13 protein-coding genes are annotated in these 13,030 nt (G+C 68.3%); 5 read left to right on the forward strand and 8 right to left on the reverse strand.

Going from position 1 to position 13,030, the window contains the following annotated elements; all coding sequences use genetic code 11:
* Positions 1-5: 5 nt before the first annotated feature.
* Positions 6-1,421: a dihydrolipoyl dehydrogenase family protein gene (locus QO033_RS02790; RefSeq protein ID WP_284479738.1), complete on the reverse strand. Its 1,416-nt coding sequence runs from the start codon at positions 1,419-1,421 to the stop codon at positions 6-8.
* Between the two features lie 16 nt (positions 1,422-1,437).
* Positions 1,438-2,202, reverse strand: a complete 765-nt coding sequence (locus tag QO033_RS02795; RefSeq protein WP_284479408.1) for a TVP38/TMEM64 family protein — start codon at positions 2,200-2,202, stop codon at positions 1,438-1,440.
* A 325-nt stretch (positions 2,203-2,527) separates the two neighbouring features.
* Here QO033_RS02795 and rpmH point away from each other — a divergent pair, with 325 nt between their 5' ends.
* The 3 genes from rpmH to yidD are packed head-to-tail and all read left to right on the forward strand — an operon-like array spanning position 2,528 to position 3,368.
* Positions 2,528-2,662, forward strand: coding sequence for a 50S ribosomal protein L34 (gene rpmH / locus QO033_RS02800; RefSeq protein WP_117151705.1), 135 nt, complete (start codon positions 2,528-2,530; stop codon positions 2,660-2,662).
* Between the two features lie 24 nt (positions 2,663-2,686).
* Positions 2,687-3,115, forward strand: coding sequence for a ribonuclease P protein component (gene rnpA / locus QO033_RS02805; protein WP_284479409.1), 429 nt, complete (start codon positions 2,687-2,689; stop codon positions 3,113-3,115).
* 10 nt (positions 3,116-3,125) lie between these two features.
* Positions 3,126-3,368 carry a membrane protein insertion efficiency factor YidD gene (yidD, locus tag QO033_RS02810; RefSeq protein WP_284479410.1) on the forward strand — a complete coding sequence of 81 codons (243 nt, stop codon included), beginning with the start codon at positions 3,126-3,128 and terminating at the stop codon, positions 3,366-3,368.
* A 113-nt stretch (positions 3,369-3,481) separates the two neighbouring features.
* Here the strand turns inward: yidD and QO033_RS02815 are convergent, their stop codons facing one another.
* The 6 genes from QO033_RS02815 to QO033_RS02840 form a co-directional block, all read right to left on the reverse strand.
* A complete protein-coding gene (locus QO033_RS02815; RefSeq protein WP_284479411.1) occupies positions 3,482-4,255 on the reverse strand; it encodes a LamB/YcsF family protein in 774 nt (257 codons plus the stop codon).
* Entirely contained in the window at positions 4,252-5,280 is a 1,029-nt protein-coding gene (locus QO033_RS02820) for a 5-oxoprolinase subunit C family protein (protein WP_284479412.1), read from the reverse strand. The genes QO033_RS02815 and QO033_RS02820 overlap by 4 nt, the downstream gene beginning before the upstream one ends.
* A complete protein-coding gene (locus QO033_RS02825) occupies positions 5,277-6,032 on the reverse strand; it encodes a 5-oxoprolinase subunit B family protein (protein WP_284479413.1) in 756 nt (251 codons plus the stop codon). Before QO033_RS02825 ends, QO033_RS02820 begins: the two co-directional genes overlap by 4 nt.
* A gap of 91 nt (positions 6,033-6,123) precedes the next feature.
* Positions 6,124-7,392, reverse strand: a complete 1,269-nt coding sequence (locus QO033_RS02830; protein WP_284479414.1) for an ABC transporter permease — start codon at positions 7,390-7,392, stop codon at positions 6,124-6,126.
* Positions 7,389-8,195: an ABC transporter ATP-binding protein gene (locus QO033_RS02835; RefSeq protein ID WP_284479415.1), complete on the reverse strand. Its 807-nt coding sequence runs from the start codon at positions 8,193-8,195 to the stop codon at positions 7,389-7,391. The genes QO033_RS02830 and QO033_RS02835 overlap by 4 nt, the downstream gene beginning before the upstream one ends.
* Before the next feature lie 118 nt (positions 8,196-8,313).
* Positions 8,314-9,312 carry a taurine ABC transporter substrate-binding protein gene (locus tag QO033_RS02840; RefSeq protein ID WP_284479416.1) on the reverse strand — a complete coding sequence of 333 codons (999 nt, stop codon included), beginning with the start codon at positions 9,310-9,312 and terminating at the stop codon, positions 8,314-8,316.
* A gap of 483 nt (positions 9,313-9,795) precedes the next feature.
* Between QO033_RS02840 and QO033_RS02845 the strand changes: the two genes are divergently transcribed.
* Entirely contained in the window at positions 9,796-11,181 is a 1,386-nt protein-coding gene (locus QO033_RS02845; protein WP_284479417.1) for an aminotransferase family protein, read from the forward strand.
* 386 nt (positions 11,182-11,567) lie between these two features.
* The gene (locus QO033_RS02850; protein WP_284479418.1) at positions 11,568-12,986 is read left to right on the forward strand and encodes an amidase; all 1,419 of its coding nucleotides are present in this window, start codon (positions 11,568-11,570) and stop codon (positions 12,984-12,986) included.
* Positions 12,987-13,030: the final 44 nt, after the last annotated feature.

Below are 13,030 nucleotides of genomic sequence, written 5' to 3' on the forward strand. Positions count from 1 at the left end.
CCCGGTCACGGCAGCATGTGCTGCACCGCCCGGACCAAACGTTTGACTGTCTCATTATCAAACAGCCTGGCAGAGAAATAGGCCCCCGCCACCCGTTTGTTAAGTTCACCCAATGTCGGATAGGGCAGCACCAGACCGGCAATCGCGCTGAGTTTCATCCCCCGGGCCAGGGCCAGGGCCCAGATCCCGATCAGCTCTCCGGCCTGCGGACCGGCGATGGAGACCCCCACCGGGCGCCCCCGCACCGCCATCAGCTTGATCATCCCGGGGCCGAGCCCTTCGGCGACGGCACGGTCGTTTTGCGCCAGATCGACACGGTGAACCTCCAGCCGCGCCCCGTGGGCGGCGCGCGCCTCGGCCTCGGTCATGCCGACCTGGGCGATCTCCGGGTCGGTATAGGTGACGCGCGGGATGTGATCGCTGCGCGCCCGCGAGGGCAGCGCGAACAGCGCCGCGCGCAGGACCACCCCGGCCTGATAGCCCGCGACATGGGTGAATTGCGCACCGCCGGTCACATCGCCGATGGCATAGACTCGCCGGTTGCCGGTTCGCAGCCGGGCATCCGTGCGGATGCCCCGCCCGTTGGCCGTGATCCCCGCCGCCTCCAGCCCCAGCCCGTCGGTCCGCGCCCGTCGCCCCAACGCCAGCAGCAGGTGACTGCCGCCATAGGTCGCGCCGGCCTCGGTCTCGACGTGGATATCCCCGGCCGTCCCCGCCACCCGGGCGATCCGCGCCGCCTCGACGATCTCCGCCCCCTCGGCGCGCAGCCGGTCGCTGAGCAGCGCCGCCAGCTCCGGGTCCTCGCGCCCCAGCAGCCGGTCGCCCTCGATCACCGTCACCGGCACGCCGAGCCGCAGATGCGCCTGCGCCATCTCAAGCCCGACCGGACCGCCGCCGGCGATCAGCAGATGCTCCGGCGGATGGCGCAGATCGAACAGGGTTTCGTTGGTCAGATAGGGCACCTCCGCCAGGCCGGGAATATCCGGTACCAGCGGCGCGGCACCGGTGGCGATCACCACCCGCCGGGGGCGGATCACGTGATCGCCCGCCACCACCTCACGCGGGGAAATGAATCGGCCCCAGGCCCGGATCACCCGCACCCCCAGCGATTCGAAGCGTTCGACACTGTCATGGGGGGCGATCCGGGCGATCACCTCGGCGACATGCGCCATGGCGGCGGTATACTCGGCAACCGGGTCGCCGCCGGTGCCCGGCGCAGCGCCCTGCCGCAGCACCGCCGCCCGACGCGCCGCCGACAGGAGGGCCTTGGACGGGACGCAACCGTAATTCAGGCAATCGCCGCCCATCCGATGCCCTTCCAGCAGAATCACATCCGCCCCCATCTGCGCGGCACCGGCCGCGACCGACAGACCGCCGGAACCGGCACCGATGACCAGCAGGTCGGGGGTCAGCCGCTTTATTGTCTCCGCCATCCGCTCAGCCCTCCCGCCCGCGCCGCAGGCTCCGGATCAGGATGGGCAGCGCGGCCAGCAGGCAAAGCCCCAGAATCGGCCCGATCACATAGGGTTCCCAGATCAGCGACAGATCCGGCGTCCCGCCGCGGTCGAAGACCTCGCCGACACCGACACCGATAGAGGTGAAGACCAGCGCCCCCGGCACGATTCCCAGCGCCGTCGTCCACAGGAAATTGCCGAACCCCACCCCGACCAGCGCCGGCAGCAGATTGGCGACGAAGAAAGGCACCGCCGGCACCAGCCGCAACAGCAGCAACACGCTGATCTCATGATCCCTGAGACCGGCGCGCAGCCGGGTCAACCGCCCCTCCGACGCCTCGATCCGCGCCGCCAGCGCCGCCCCGGCGCCCCAGCGCGCCACCAGAAAGATCGCCGCCGCCCCCACCGTCGCCGCGACGATGTTCAGCACGGTGCCGAGCGGCAGGCCGAACAGGAACCCGCCGGTGACCGAGGCCACCGCAGCCCCCGGCAGCGACAGGGTGACGATGGCGATGTAGACCGCCAGGAAGCCCGCCACCAGCCAGAGCAGATGCGCCTCTCGGAAGGCAAGCAACGCGGCACGGTTGTCGCGCAGGGTGTCGAAACTGAGCGTATCGCCCAGCGTCAGCGCCCCGACCCCGCCCGCCGCCAGCACCAGCAGCAACACCAGCAATCGCCAAGGGCCGCGCCCGCCCGGAGACGGATCGCCGGCAGGAGATGGAAAAGAGGAAGAGCGCCGTTGGGTCATAGATGTCAGAATGCGCAACCTCGGCGCAAAACGACAGGGGCATCACGCGGCAGTGAAGCGCGGGACGGCTTTCGTGACGGATTCGGCACGCGCCCGCCGCCTTGCCCCCGCAAACGCCCGTACAAAACCCGCCCCCCCGGCAAAAAGCCGCCCCGGCGCGGATTTCCGCGTGATCATATAGGGAAATTATTGCAGTTTCCCCTGAAATCGGCGCGCGCGGGGTTTGACTTACGAGGAAAGCCACCGTAAAGGACGGGCCTCGAATGTCACGGGGGGCGAATCCGCGCCGCTCCCGACCGCTAGAATCTAGAATGGAGACGGAGCGATGAAACGCACCTATCAACCTTCGAACCTGGTTCGCAAGCGCCGCCACGGTTTCCGCGCCCGCATGGCCACCAAGGCCGGCCGCAAGATCCTGAACGCCCGCCGCGTTCGCGGCCGCAAGTCGCTGAGCGCATAAGCTCACCGACACACGGTTCGACGCATGACACCGCCGGAGGCCCCCGACAGCACTGCGGGGACAACGCCCCCGGCGGTTTCGTCTTGCCCGGCGCCGACCCTGAGCGTCCTGCGCAAACGTGCCGATTTCCTGGCCGCTGCCCGCGCCCGCCGGCAGGCGACCGGCGGAATGGTGGTGCAGGCCCGGCGCCGTCCGGTCGGCCATCCGGCGACCGGCATCCGGGTCGGCTTCACCTGTTCCAAGAAGGTCGGCAATGCCGTCACCCGCAACCGCGCCAAACGGCGGCTGCGCGCGGTGGCGCAGGCGCTGCTGCCCGAACTGGGACAGCCGGGCTGGGACTACGTTCTGATCGGCCGCCGCGAGGATACTGTCGCGCGGCCGTTTGACGCGCTGCTGGGCGACCTGCGATATGCGATGAAGAAGCTGCACGCCGATCGCCGCAAACCCAGCTGAGCCGCCGCCGATGACCCCGCTCGCCCATATCGCCGCCCTGCCTGTCCGGCTCTATCGGCTGATCTTTTCGCCCTGGGTTGGGCATAACTGCCGCTATCAGCCCACCTGCAGCGCCTATGCGCTGGAAGCGCTGGAAAAGCATGGCGCGCTGAAAGGCAGCTGGCTGGCGCTGCGCCGGATCGGCCGTTGCCACCCCCTCGGCCGCTCGGGCTATGATCCAGTGCCGGAGCCCAAGGATTCGCGCAACTCCTGACACCGCGCCCGGCGTCGCCTGCCGGTCGGCAGGGGGCTGTCTGCCCCCTCTTGGCCTGCGGCCAATTCACCCCCGAGGATATTTGCCCCCAGATCGAAGGGAGGGTGCCGCGATCAATCCCGCCGGCCGGTGACCGGGCGGATAGCGATGCCCGCATCCTCAAGCTCACGACGCAGGGCACGGGCCAGATCGACCGCCGCCGGGGTATCTCCATGCAGGCAGATCGTATCGATCGCCGCCGGCAGGCGTTTGCCGCTGGCGGTGATGATGGCCTCCTCCTCCAGCATCTGGCGGATGCGCGGCCCGACCTCTGCTGCATCGTGCAGCACCGCTCCCGGCAGGCGACGGTCGACGAGGGTGGCATCGTCGTTATAGGCGCGATCGGCGAAGATCTCTCCGGCCCAGAGACAGCCGAGGCCGCGGGCGGCCCGTTCCTGCGCGGTGCCGGCCAGCACCATCACGATGAGCTCCGGGGCCACCGAGAGTGCCGCGTCATAGCAAAGCCGCGCCAGCGCCTCGTCCTCGGAGGCCATATTGGCGAGCGCACCGTGCAGCTTGAGATGGCGCAGCTCCGCCCCGGCAGCGCGGGCCATCGCCTGGGCGGCGCCGATCTGGTAGCGGATCGCATTGGCGAGGCTTTCTGCCGGAACCTGCATCCGGTGGCGGCCGAAGCCCTGCAGATCGCGGAACCCCGGGTGGGCGCCGATGCCGACACCGTTGCCGGCGGCCTCGGCCATGGTGGCGGCCATCACATCCGGGTCGCCGGCGTGAAAGCCGCAGGCGACATTGGCCGAGCTGACGACACGCAGCAGCGCCTTGTCGTCCCCCATCGTCCAGGCGCCGAAGCTTTCCCCCATATCGGCGTTGAGATCGACGGTGCGGGTCATGGGACATCCTCCTCGGTGGCGGAGATCACCCCGCCGATCAGTTGATAGGACAGCAGATCGTGCATCATGTGCGGGTCGCGCAGAAGCGGCTCGACCTGGGTCGGCAGCGCCGCCAGATGCGCCGCATGGCGGGCCTGGGCGGCCATCGCCTCCGCCCTTGTGACGAAGGCGAAGCGCAGCCGGGCGCCGGCCGGGGTCTGCGCCACTTTCGCCATATCCGCCGGGATCACCGTGCCGATGCGGGGGTAGCCGCCGGTGGGCTGGCATTCGGGCAGCAGCACGAAGGGGCGGCCATCGCCGGTCATCTGGATATCGCCGGGGGTGATCACCTCCGACAGGATGCTGCGCTGGCCGGCGGCGGCGAAGCCCGGACCGGCGCTCTCCAGCGCCATGCCCATCCGGTTGGCGCGGGCACCGCGTCGGAACTCGGTGGTTTCGAACCGCGCGCGCACCTCCGCCGGGAACAGCGGCGTCTGCATGCCGGGCAGGATGCGGATGTCACCGCCGGAGAAGCGATCCTCCACCAGCAGCCGCATCCCGGTGCCCATGCCAGCATCCGCGCCGGCATCGGAGCCGAGCGGCAGCCGGTCGCCCGGTTGCAGCCCCTGCCCCAGGCCGGCGGCGAGATGGGCGGCACGCGATCCCAGCACCTGAGGCGTGGCGATGCCGCCGCCGAGGTGGAGATAGCCATAGCTGCCCGTCCGCGCGGCGCCGATCGCCAGCACCGCCCCCGCGCGCAGCAGATGGCTGGCGGACCAGACCAGCGGCTTGCCGTCGATCTCCGCCGGCATCGGCGCCCCGGTCAGCGCGATCCTGAGGTCGCGGTCGGCACGAAACCGGCCGCCCATACCGGCAAGTTCCAGCGCGGCGCAATCGGGCGACTGCCCCAGCAGCGCCGCCCCCTCGGCCAGCGCCAGCGGATCGGCGGCGCCGCCCTGCGACAGGCCACGATCCAGAAACCCCGGACGGCCGCGATCCTGGACCGTCACCGCCGGCCCGGCACCGAGCACGTGCAGATGGCTCATCCGGCGATCTCCTCGATCCGCAGGCCGTGATCCGTCACATCGCCCAGCCGGTCGTAATCGGCGCGGGAGACCGGGGCGAAGATCATCTCGTCGCCCGGCGACAGCGGGAAGGGATCGGGCGCCTCGGGGCGGAAGCAGCGGAACCGGGTCTGGCCGACATGGCGCCAGCCAGTCGGTGCCGGCGCAGTGAAGAGGGTGAGCTGTCGCACCGCCAGCACCAGCGCGCCGGCAGGCACCCGCGCGGTCAGCGCGCTCTGGCGCGGCAGATCCCAAGCCGTCCCCAGTTCCCCCAGATAGGGCTGACCGGGGGCAAAGCCGATGGTCAGGACCCGGACCCTCGTGGCGCCCAGATCGGCGATGGCGGCCTCCGGGCTCAGCCCGGCCTCGGCTGCCGCCTCCGCCAGCTGCGGCGCCAGATCGGTGCCATAGAGCGTCGGCACCCGGAACAGCCGCCGGCCCGGCGGCAGCGGCGCCGCCCGCCAGTCGCGGGTCGACAGCAGCGCCCGCAGCCGCTCCGTCAGCGCCTCGGGAGACAGGATCAGGGGATCGAACCGCAGATAGCTCGAGGCGAGCGAGGTCGAGGTTTCCTCGACCCCCGGCCAGGCCGCAGCCTCCACCGCCGCGCGAAACGCCAGGGCGGCGCGATTGGCCGGCTCTTCCAGCCGGTCGGAAAAGCTGACCAGAAGCCCGGTCAGCCCGACCGGGCGAATGGCGGGAAAGCTGATCCCGGTCCTCATCTGGGCGGCGGTCATGCGCGATCCTCCTGCGTGCCCGTCAGGAGTAGGCCATCGCCGGGACCGGGCGCAAGTTCCCGTCCCCCTGCCCGCACCCGCAAGGCCGCGCTCAGCCCTTGCCCTTCCAGGGCACCAGCACCCGCTCCGCCCACCGCATCAGGATATCGATGCCGAAGCCGATCACCCCGATCAGGATGATGCCCATGATCACGATATCGGTGTTCTGGAACTTGGAGGCGACCATGATCATCATGCCAGCGCCCTTTTCGGCGGCCACCAGTTCGGCGGCGACCACAGTGCCCCAGCAGACCCCCATCGCCACCCGGGCGCCGGTGAAGATCTCCGGCAGCGAATTGGGCACGATCACATGGCGCATGATCTGCACCCTGGAGGCCCCCAGCGAATAAGCCGCATGCACCTTGGAGATCCGCACGCCGGAGACGCCGGAGCGCGCCGCGATCGCCATGATCCAGAGCGCAGCGAGAAACAGCAGGATGATCTTGCCGGCCTCGCCGATACCGGCCCAGATGATCACCAGCGGGATCAGCGCCAGCGGCGGCACTGGCCGCATGAACTCGACAATCGGATCGAACCAGCCGCGGAACCAGTTGCTCAGCCCCATGGCATAGCCCAGCGGGATGCCCACCAGCGCCCCCAGCAGAAAACCGGCGATCACCCGGAACAGCGAATAGCCCAGATGTTCCCACAGAGTGGAGCCGCGAAAGCCGTCGCGGGCGATCTCGATCATCCGTTCCACCACCGCCTCGGGCGCCGGCAGCCAGATCGGCTCCATCTGCCAACCCTTGGACGGCTCGAAATTCAGCGTCCCCTTGGGCGACATGCCGACCCGGCCGAACGGGGTGGCGACGCTTTCTCCCGGGGCAATGGGCTGGCCGTCCACCGCGACCACGCGGGCGCCCTGATCGCGGCCGTTCTCGTCGTTGCGGTCAACCCGGATCAGCCCGCTGCGCCAGACCCCGACGGTGGCGCTGTCGTTCTTCGCCCAGCCCGGGCCCGGCTCCACCGCCGGCGGCTCGACCTTCTGGTCGATGGGATGGACCAGCACGGTCACCGTGGCATCATCGCGCCTGCCATCCGGCAGCTCGGCGGTGTAGGTGAAGTCCGCCGTGCCCTCGAAAGGGCCCGGCATGTGCAGAAATTTCGGCAGCAGGCTGGAGCCGGTGAACATGCCCCAGAGCAGGAAGATGCTGGCAATCGAGATCACGCTGGCCCAGCGGTCGGAGACCACGGCGCTTTCATCGCCGAAGGTCACCGTCTTGAGCGAGGTGAAATCGCGTCGCACCGCGCGGCGGAACACCCGGTTCACCAGCAGATAGGAACCGACGAAGATCGCCACGTAGATCAGCAGCGGGATCATGCGCCCGCCTCCGTCCGCCCCATGATCTCCTCTTCCATGTTCCAGATCATGTTGAGGATCTCCTCCCGCGTGGGGGCGTAATCGGGGTGTTTCTTGACCTCGCGCAGATCGGCGTTCACCCCCATGTCGGCGAAGGGCAGCCGGTATTCGGTGTGAATCCGCCCCGGTCGCGGCGCCATCACCAGCAGCCGCTCGCCCAGGAGCAGCGCTTCCTCCACCGAATGGGTGATCAGGATGATGGTCTTGCCGGTCTCCTTCCAGAGCTTGAGCACCAGCGATTGCATCTTCTCCCGGGTCAGCGCATCGAGAGCGCCCAGGGGTTCATCCATCAGGATCACGTCCGGGTCGTTGGCCAGGCAGCGCGCCAGCGCCACCCGCTGCTGCATTCCGCCCGACAGCTCATAGACCGCCTTGTCCTTGAAATCCTGCAGTCCCACCACCTCCAGCAGGTGATCGACGATGCCAGCGGTCTCGGCGCGGGGCATCCGCTTCATCCGCGGGCCGAAGCCGACGTTGTCCCGCACGCTCATCCATTCGAACAGCGCGCCCTGCTGGAACACCATGCCGCGCTCGGCGGCGGGGCCGGTGACACGATGGCCATTCATCACGATCTGGCCTTCGGTCGGCGCCAGAAACCCGGCGACGATGTTCAGCAGCGTGGTCTTGCCGCAGCCGGAGGGGCCCAGAACGCTCATCAGCTCACCCGCCTTGAGAGTGAGCGAGACGTTCTTCAGCGCCTGCACCGACGTGCCGTTGGGCAGGTCGAACCGCATGGATATGTTTTCGATCGCCAGTCCGGACATGGCTCTCCCTTCGGATCGGAGGACGCGAGGGGTCAACAGGGCCAGCGCCGGGGCCCGCCCTGCCGGTCGCGGAACGCCGGCGGCCCCGGGCTACAGCGCGCCCGGGACCGGCCGGTCATCACATTTCGGAGGCCGCCTTGAGCGGGCCGGTGTTCACCGCGTTTTCATAGCTGTCGAGCGCCGCATCGATGCTGCCGGCGGCGACGAAGACATCGGCCACGCCCTTCATGAACTCCTGCGCGCCGCCGCCCAGCCATTTGGCGCTGAGCTGATCGGCCACCGAGGGGAAGACGAAGGTCGAGATCGTCTCATCCGTGGCCTCGACATCCATGCCGGCGTCCTTGGCGATCACCGGCAGCATCTCGGCCTTGTGATCGCCGGAATTCCACATCGCATTGGCCTCCCCCGTCACCTTCAGGAACTTGGCGACCAGATCGGAATTCTCCGCCACCCAGGCCGCCGGGCCGGAGGTCACGTCGAAGACCAGGATGCCCAGCTCCTCCTTCTCCGAGCCGGTCAGCAACACGTTGCCGTGTTCCTTCATCCGGCGCAGCGAGCCGCCCCAGCCACAGGCCATGTCGACCGCGCCCTGGGCAATGGCCGCGGCGCCGTCGGGCGGCGCCATGTCGACGATGTCCATCGTCGCCAGGTCGACACCGAAATGCGCCATCTGCTTGAGAAAACCGTAGTGCGCGGCCGTGCCCAGCGGCACCGCGACCTTCTTGCCCTCAAGCTCCTTGGCCGAGGTCTTGTCGATCTCCAGATCCGCGCGCACCACGCAGTTGTCATTGTCGGAATAGCTCACCGCCACATCGAGGATCTGCAGATCCTGCCCGGCGCTGACCGCCACCACGAAGGGCGGCACCCCCTGGCTGACCGACAGCTGCACATCGCCCGAGGCCATGGCGGCCGACATTGCCGTGCCGGTATCGAAGCTCACCCAATTGACGGTGACGCCCATTTCTTCATCGTAGAGCCCTTTGACCTTGGCGTATTCGAAAGGCATCGGCCATTCCAGGAAATAGCCGACGGTGATCTCCTCCGCCGCCACGGTTCCGGCACCGGCCATCAGCGCCAGCCCGGCCACCGCGCCCCTGAGCATCTGTTTTGCAGTCATCTTCCTCTGTCTCCCCTGTTGCGCGGCCTGCCCGAACGGGCCGGCTGCGGTCTGCCAAGGGCCATCCGACGGAACGGCCCAGCGACTCTCCCGCCACTCCGGGCGGTTTTGCTGTGCGGCGAAGCGTCTGCGACGCTGGCCGGCACCCTGTTGCGGCTCCGCTCGGACCGGGGCGGCAACAGGGGCGATCCCAGCCCAATTTCCGGTCACGATCAAATTATTTCTGGGACGATTTTCCGGACTTTGCAGAAAACCAAAACTGCTTTCGGGTTTCTCAAATCTGGATTTCTCTCAGGTTTTCCTGCGCCTATCCTGCAGGCATTTCATGAACATCGGCGGCGCCCCGCACAACTGGCCCTATCTGAGGACCCCAACTGGCGCTACGGAACGCTTCGATTCTGGCGTTTGTGAGTATCAGCTGCGCCGCCCCGCCCTGACGGGGCCCGGCGCATTGACGCTCTCCGTTACGCGAAAGGATCTGCCATGGACGGCGCATTCAACGAAAACGACCTCAGCCATATCGTCGACGCCGACAAGGCGCACGTCTGGCACCACCTGATGCAGCACAAGGCCTTTGAAACCAGCGATCCGCGGATCATCCTGGAAGGCAAGGGCATGCGGGTCTGGGACCAGAACGGCAAGGAATACCTCGATGCCGTCTCCGGCGGGGTTTGGACCGTCAACGTCGGCTACGGCCGCGAAAGCATCGCCAAGGCGGTCTATGACCAGCTGATGAAACTGTGCTATTTCGCGCAATCCGCCGGCTCGGTCCCCGGGGCGCTGTTCTCGGAAAAGCTGATCTCCAAGATGCCGGGGATGAGCCGGGTCTACTACACCAACTCCGGCTCGGAAGCGAACGAGAAGGCGTTCAAGATGGTGCGCCAGATCGCGCACAAGAAATACGGCGGCAAGAAGCACAAGATCCTGTTCCGCGACCGCGACTATCACGGCGGCACCCTCGCCACGATGTCGGCCGGCGGCCAGGAGGAGCGCGTGGCACAATACGGCCCGCTCGCCCCGGGCTTCGTCAAGGTGCCGCATTGCATGGAGTACCGCGCCCAGTGGGATCTGACTGGCGAGGCCTATGGCCAGCGCGCGGCGGATGCCATCGAAGAGGTCATCCTGGCCGAGGGTCCCGATACCGTCGGCGCGCTCTGCCTTGAGCCAGTGACCGCCGGCGGCGGCGTCATCACCCCGCCCCCGGGCTATTGGGAACGGGTGCAGGAAATCTGCAAGAAATACGACGTGCTGCTGCATATCGACGAGGTAGTCTGCGGCATCGGCCGGACCGGCACCTGGTTCGGCTATCAGCAATACGGCATCAAGCCCGACTTCGTGACCATGGCCAAGGGCGTCGCCTCCGGCTATGCGGCGATCGCCTGCATGGTGACCACCGAGGAAGTCTTTGACATGTTCAAGGACGATGCCACCGATCCGATGAACTACTTCCGCGACATCTCCACCTTCGGCGGCTGCACCGCCGGCCCGGCGGCGGCGCTGGAGAACATGCGCATCATCGAGGACGAGAACCTGCTGGACAACTGCACCGCCATGGGCGAGCGGATGATGGGCAACCTTGAGGCGCTGATGGAAAAGCACAAGGTCGTCGGCGATGTCCGCGGCAAGGGGCTGTTCCTGGGCGCCGAACTGGTCGCCGACCGTGGCACCAAGGAAGCGGTCGATGAAAAGCTGGTCGGTCAGGTCGTGGCCGAATGCGGTGCCCAGGGCGTGCTGATCGGGGCCACCAACCGCTCGATCCCCGGGCTGAACAACGTGCTGTGCTTCTCGCCGGCGCTGATCGCCACCGCCGACGATATCGACCTGATCACCGATACCGTCGACCGGGCGCTGACCAAGGTCTTCGGCTGAGCCCGCGCGCGGCGGAATTGCGGTTGCGCCCGCCGCGCCGGCAGGTCGATCTCCCCGAGCCGGGCCCGCAAGGCCCGGCTTTTTTCATGCCGGGAGTCATCGCGCAGATCGTGCCGGGGGCGGTGCCGATGGTCATCCCGGCGCCGAAGCTGCCCGCCGCGTGACCCTGCCGTCGGGTCAGATGACCTCTGAACAGGCAAAGACCCCGGCGATGGCGGTTTCCACCCCGCCGCCGCTGGACCCCGGGGCGCCGCAGGCGCCTTCTGCCCCGGATCGCTGGGCACGCACGCCAGCATGGGCCGCCCCCCTTGGGGGCCGCCGCACATAACAGGCCGGCCGACAGCCCGTCCGCCCGGCCGGCAACAGGAAGAGAAAGGACACCTCGCATGAGTTCGGAGCTTTGGACATGGACCGCCGCAGATCTGGCCGCCGGCATTCGCGCCGGCCGGATCAGCAGCGTCGAGGCCACCGAGAGCGCGCTGGCGCGCATGGAGGCCGCCAACGGCCCGATCAACGCGGTGGTCGACGCCCTGCCGGAACAGGCGATGGAGGCCGCCCGCGCCGCCGATGCCGCCCTGAAGACCTCCGGTCCCAGCGGGCCGCTGCACGGCGTGCCGGTCACGGTGAAGATCAACGTCGATTACGGCGGCCGGGCCACCACCAACGGGGTGGTCGCCTACAAAGACCTGATCGCGCCCGAAGACGGCTCTGTGGTCAGAAACCTCAAGGCCTCCGGCGCGGTGATCATCGGGCGCACAAATACGCCCTGCTACTCGATGCGCGGCTGCACCAACAACGACCTGCACGGCCATACCTATAACCCGCATGACAAGACGCTGACCCCAGGGGGGTCCTCCGGCGGCGCAGGCTCGGCCACGGCGGCGGGCATCGGCGCCATGGGCCATGGCAACGATATCGGCGGATCGGTGCGCTACCCGGCCTATTGCTGCGGCATCTACGGGCTGCGCCCCACCGCCGGCATCACCCCCGCCTACAACCCCAGCCAATTGGCCGAACGGCCGATCGTGTCGCAGATGTCGTCGGTGCAGGGGCCGCTGGCCCGCTCGGTCGAGGATATCCGCATCGCGATGCAGGCGCTGGCCCAGCCCGACCCACGCGATATCTGGCAGGTGCCGCTCAGCACCCTGTTCGATGCACCGCTGGAACACCGCCCCTGCAAGGTCGCCATGCTGGCCGAGACCGATGAAAGCCAGGTCGATCCGGAGGTCACCGCCGCGATCCGCCAGGCCGGCGCCATCCTGGCCGAGGCCGGCTATCAGGTCGAAGAAGTGCAGACCCCCTCGTTCCACGAGGCGATGCAGTTCTGGCGGCTGATCCTCGGCAACGAGATGCGCGGCGGGCTCTATCAGCTGATGTTGAAGAACGGCGACGAGAAGCTGAAGAAATCCATGGCCCTGATGCTGGAGGGCGTGCCGGTGCTCGAGGGGCGGGAGGAATTCCTGCAGGCCTTCGCCAAACGCTCCACCCTGCTGCGCCAGTGGCAGATGTTCTTCGCCGACTATCCCATCGTGCTGACGGCGATGACCTGGATCAAACCCTATCTGGACGATCTGGATGTGATCGACGGCACCGACTCCGACTGGTACTTCCGCGCCCATGGCCCGATGATGGGCACGCCGACGCTGGGGCTGCCTGGCCTGTCGGTGCCGGTGGGTACGGTGCCGGGCGTGCCGATGGGGGTGCAGCTGATCTCCGACCGCTACGGCGACCGCCGCCTGCTGGAGGCCGGCGCGGTGCTGGAACGCGCCATCGGCGCCACCCTGCCGATCGACCCGCGCGGCTGATCCGGCAAGACGGGCTTTCGCCCCAGCGCGCGCCCACCTTCCGG

The organism is Pseudodonghicola flavimaris (assembly GCF_030164425.1).
Lineage (GTDB): Bacteria > Pseudomonadota > Alphaproteobacteria > Rhodobacterales > Rhodobacteraceae > Pseudodonghicola > Pseudodonghicola flavimaris.

Bases quoted from the DNA above. Each gene is read 5' to 3' on its own strand.
- QO033_RS02795 (WP_284479408.1), bottom strand. From the start codon at position 2,202: ATGACCCAACGGCGCTCTTCCTCTTTTCCATCTCCTGCCGGCGATCCG.
- rpmH (WP_117151705.1), top strand. From the start codon at position 2,528: ATGAAACGCACCTATCAACCTTCGAACCTGGTTCGCAAGCGCCGCCAC.
- rnpA (WP_284479409.1), top strand. From the start codon at position 2,687: ATGACACCGCCGGAGGCCCCCGACAGCACTGCGGGGACAACGCCCCCG.
- yidD (WP_284479410.1), top strand. From the start codon at position 3,126: ATGACCCCGCTCGCCCATATCGCCGCCCTGCCTGTCCGGCTCTATCGG.
- QO033_RS02815 (WP_284479411.1), bottom strand. From the start codon at position 4,255: ATGACCCGCACCGTCGATCTCAACGCCGATATGGGGGAAAGCTTCGGC.
- QO033_RS02820 (WP_284479412.1), bottom strand. From the start codon at position 5,280: ATGAGCCATCTGCACGTGCTCGGTGCCGGGCCGGCGGTGACGGTCCAG.
- QO033_RS02825 (WP_284479413.1), bottom strand. From the start codon at position 6,032: ATGACCGCCGCCCAGATGAGGACCGGGATCAGCTTTCCCGCCATTCGC.
- QO033_RS02830 (WP_284479414.1), bottom strand. From the start codon at position 7,392: ATGATCCCGCTGCTGATCTACGTGGCGATCTTCGTCGGTTCCTATCTG.
- QO033_RS02835 (WP_284479415.1), bottom strand. From the start codon at position 8,195: ATGTCCGGACTGGCGATCGAAAACATATCCATGCGGTTCGACCTGCCC.
- QO033_RS02840 (WP_284479416.1), bottom strand. From the start codon at position 9,312: ATGACTGCAAAACAGATGCTCAGGGGCGCGGTGGCCGGGCTGGCGCTG.
- QO033_RS02845 (WP_284479417.1), top strand. From the start codon at position 9,796: ATGGACGGCGCATTCAACGAAAACGACCTCAGCCATATCGTCGACGCC.
- QO033_RS02850 (WP_284479418.1), top strand. From the start codon at position 11,568: ATGAGTTCGGAGCTTTGGACATGGACCGCCGCAGATCTGGCCGCCGGC.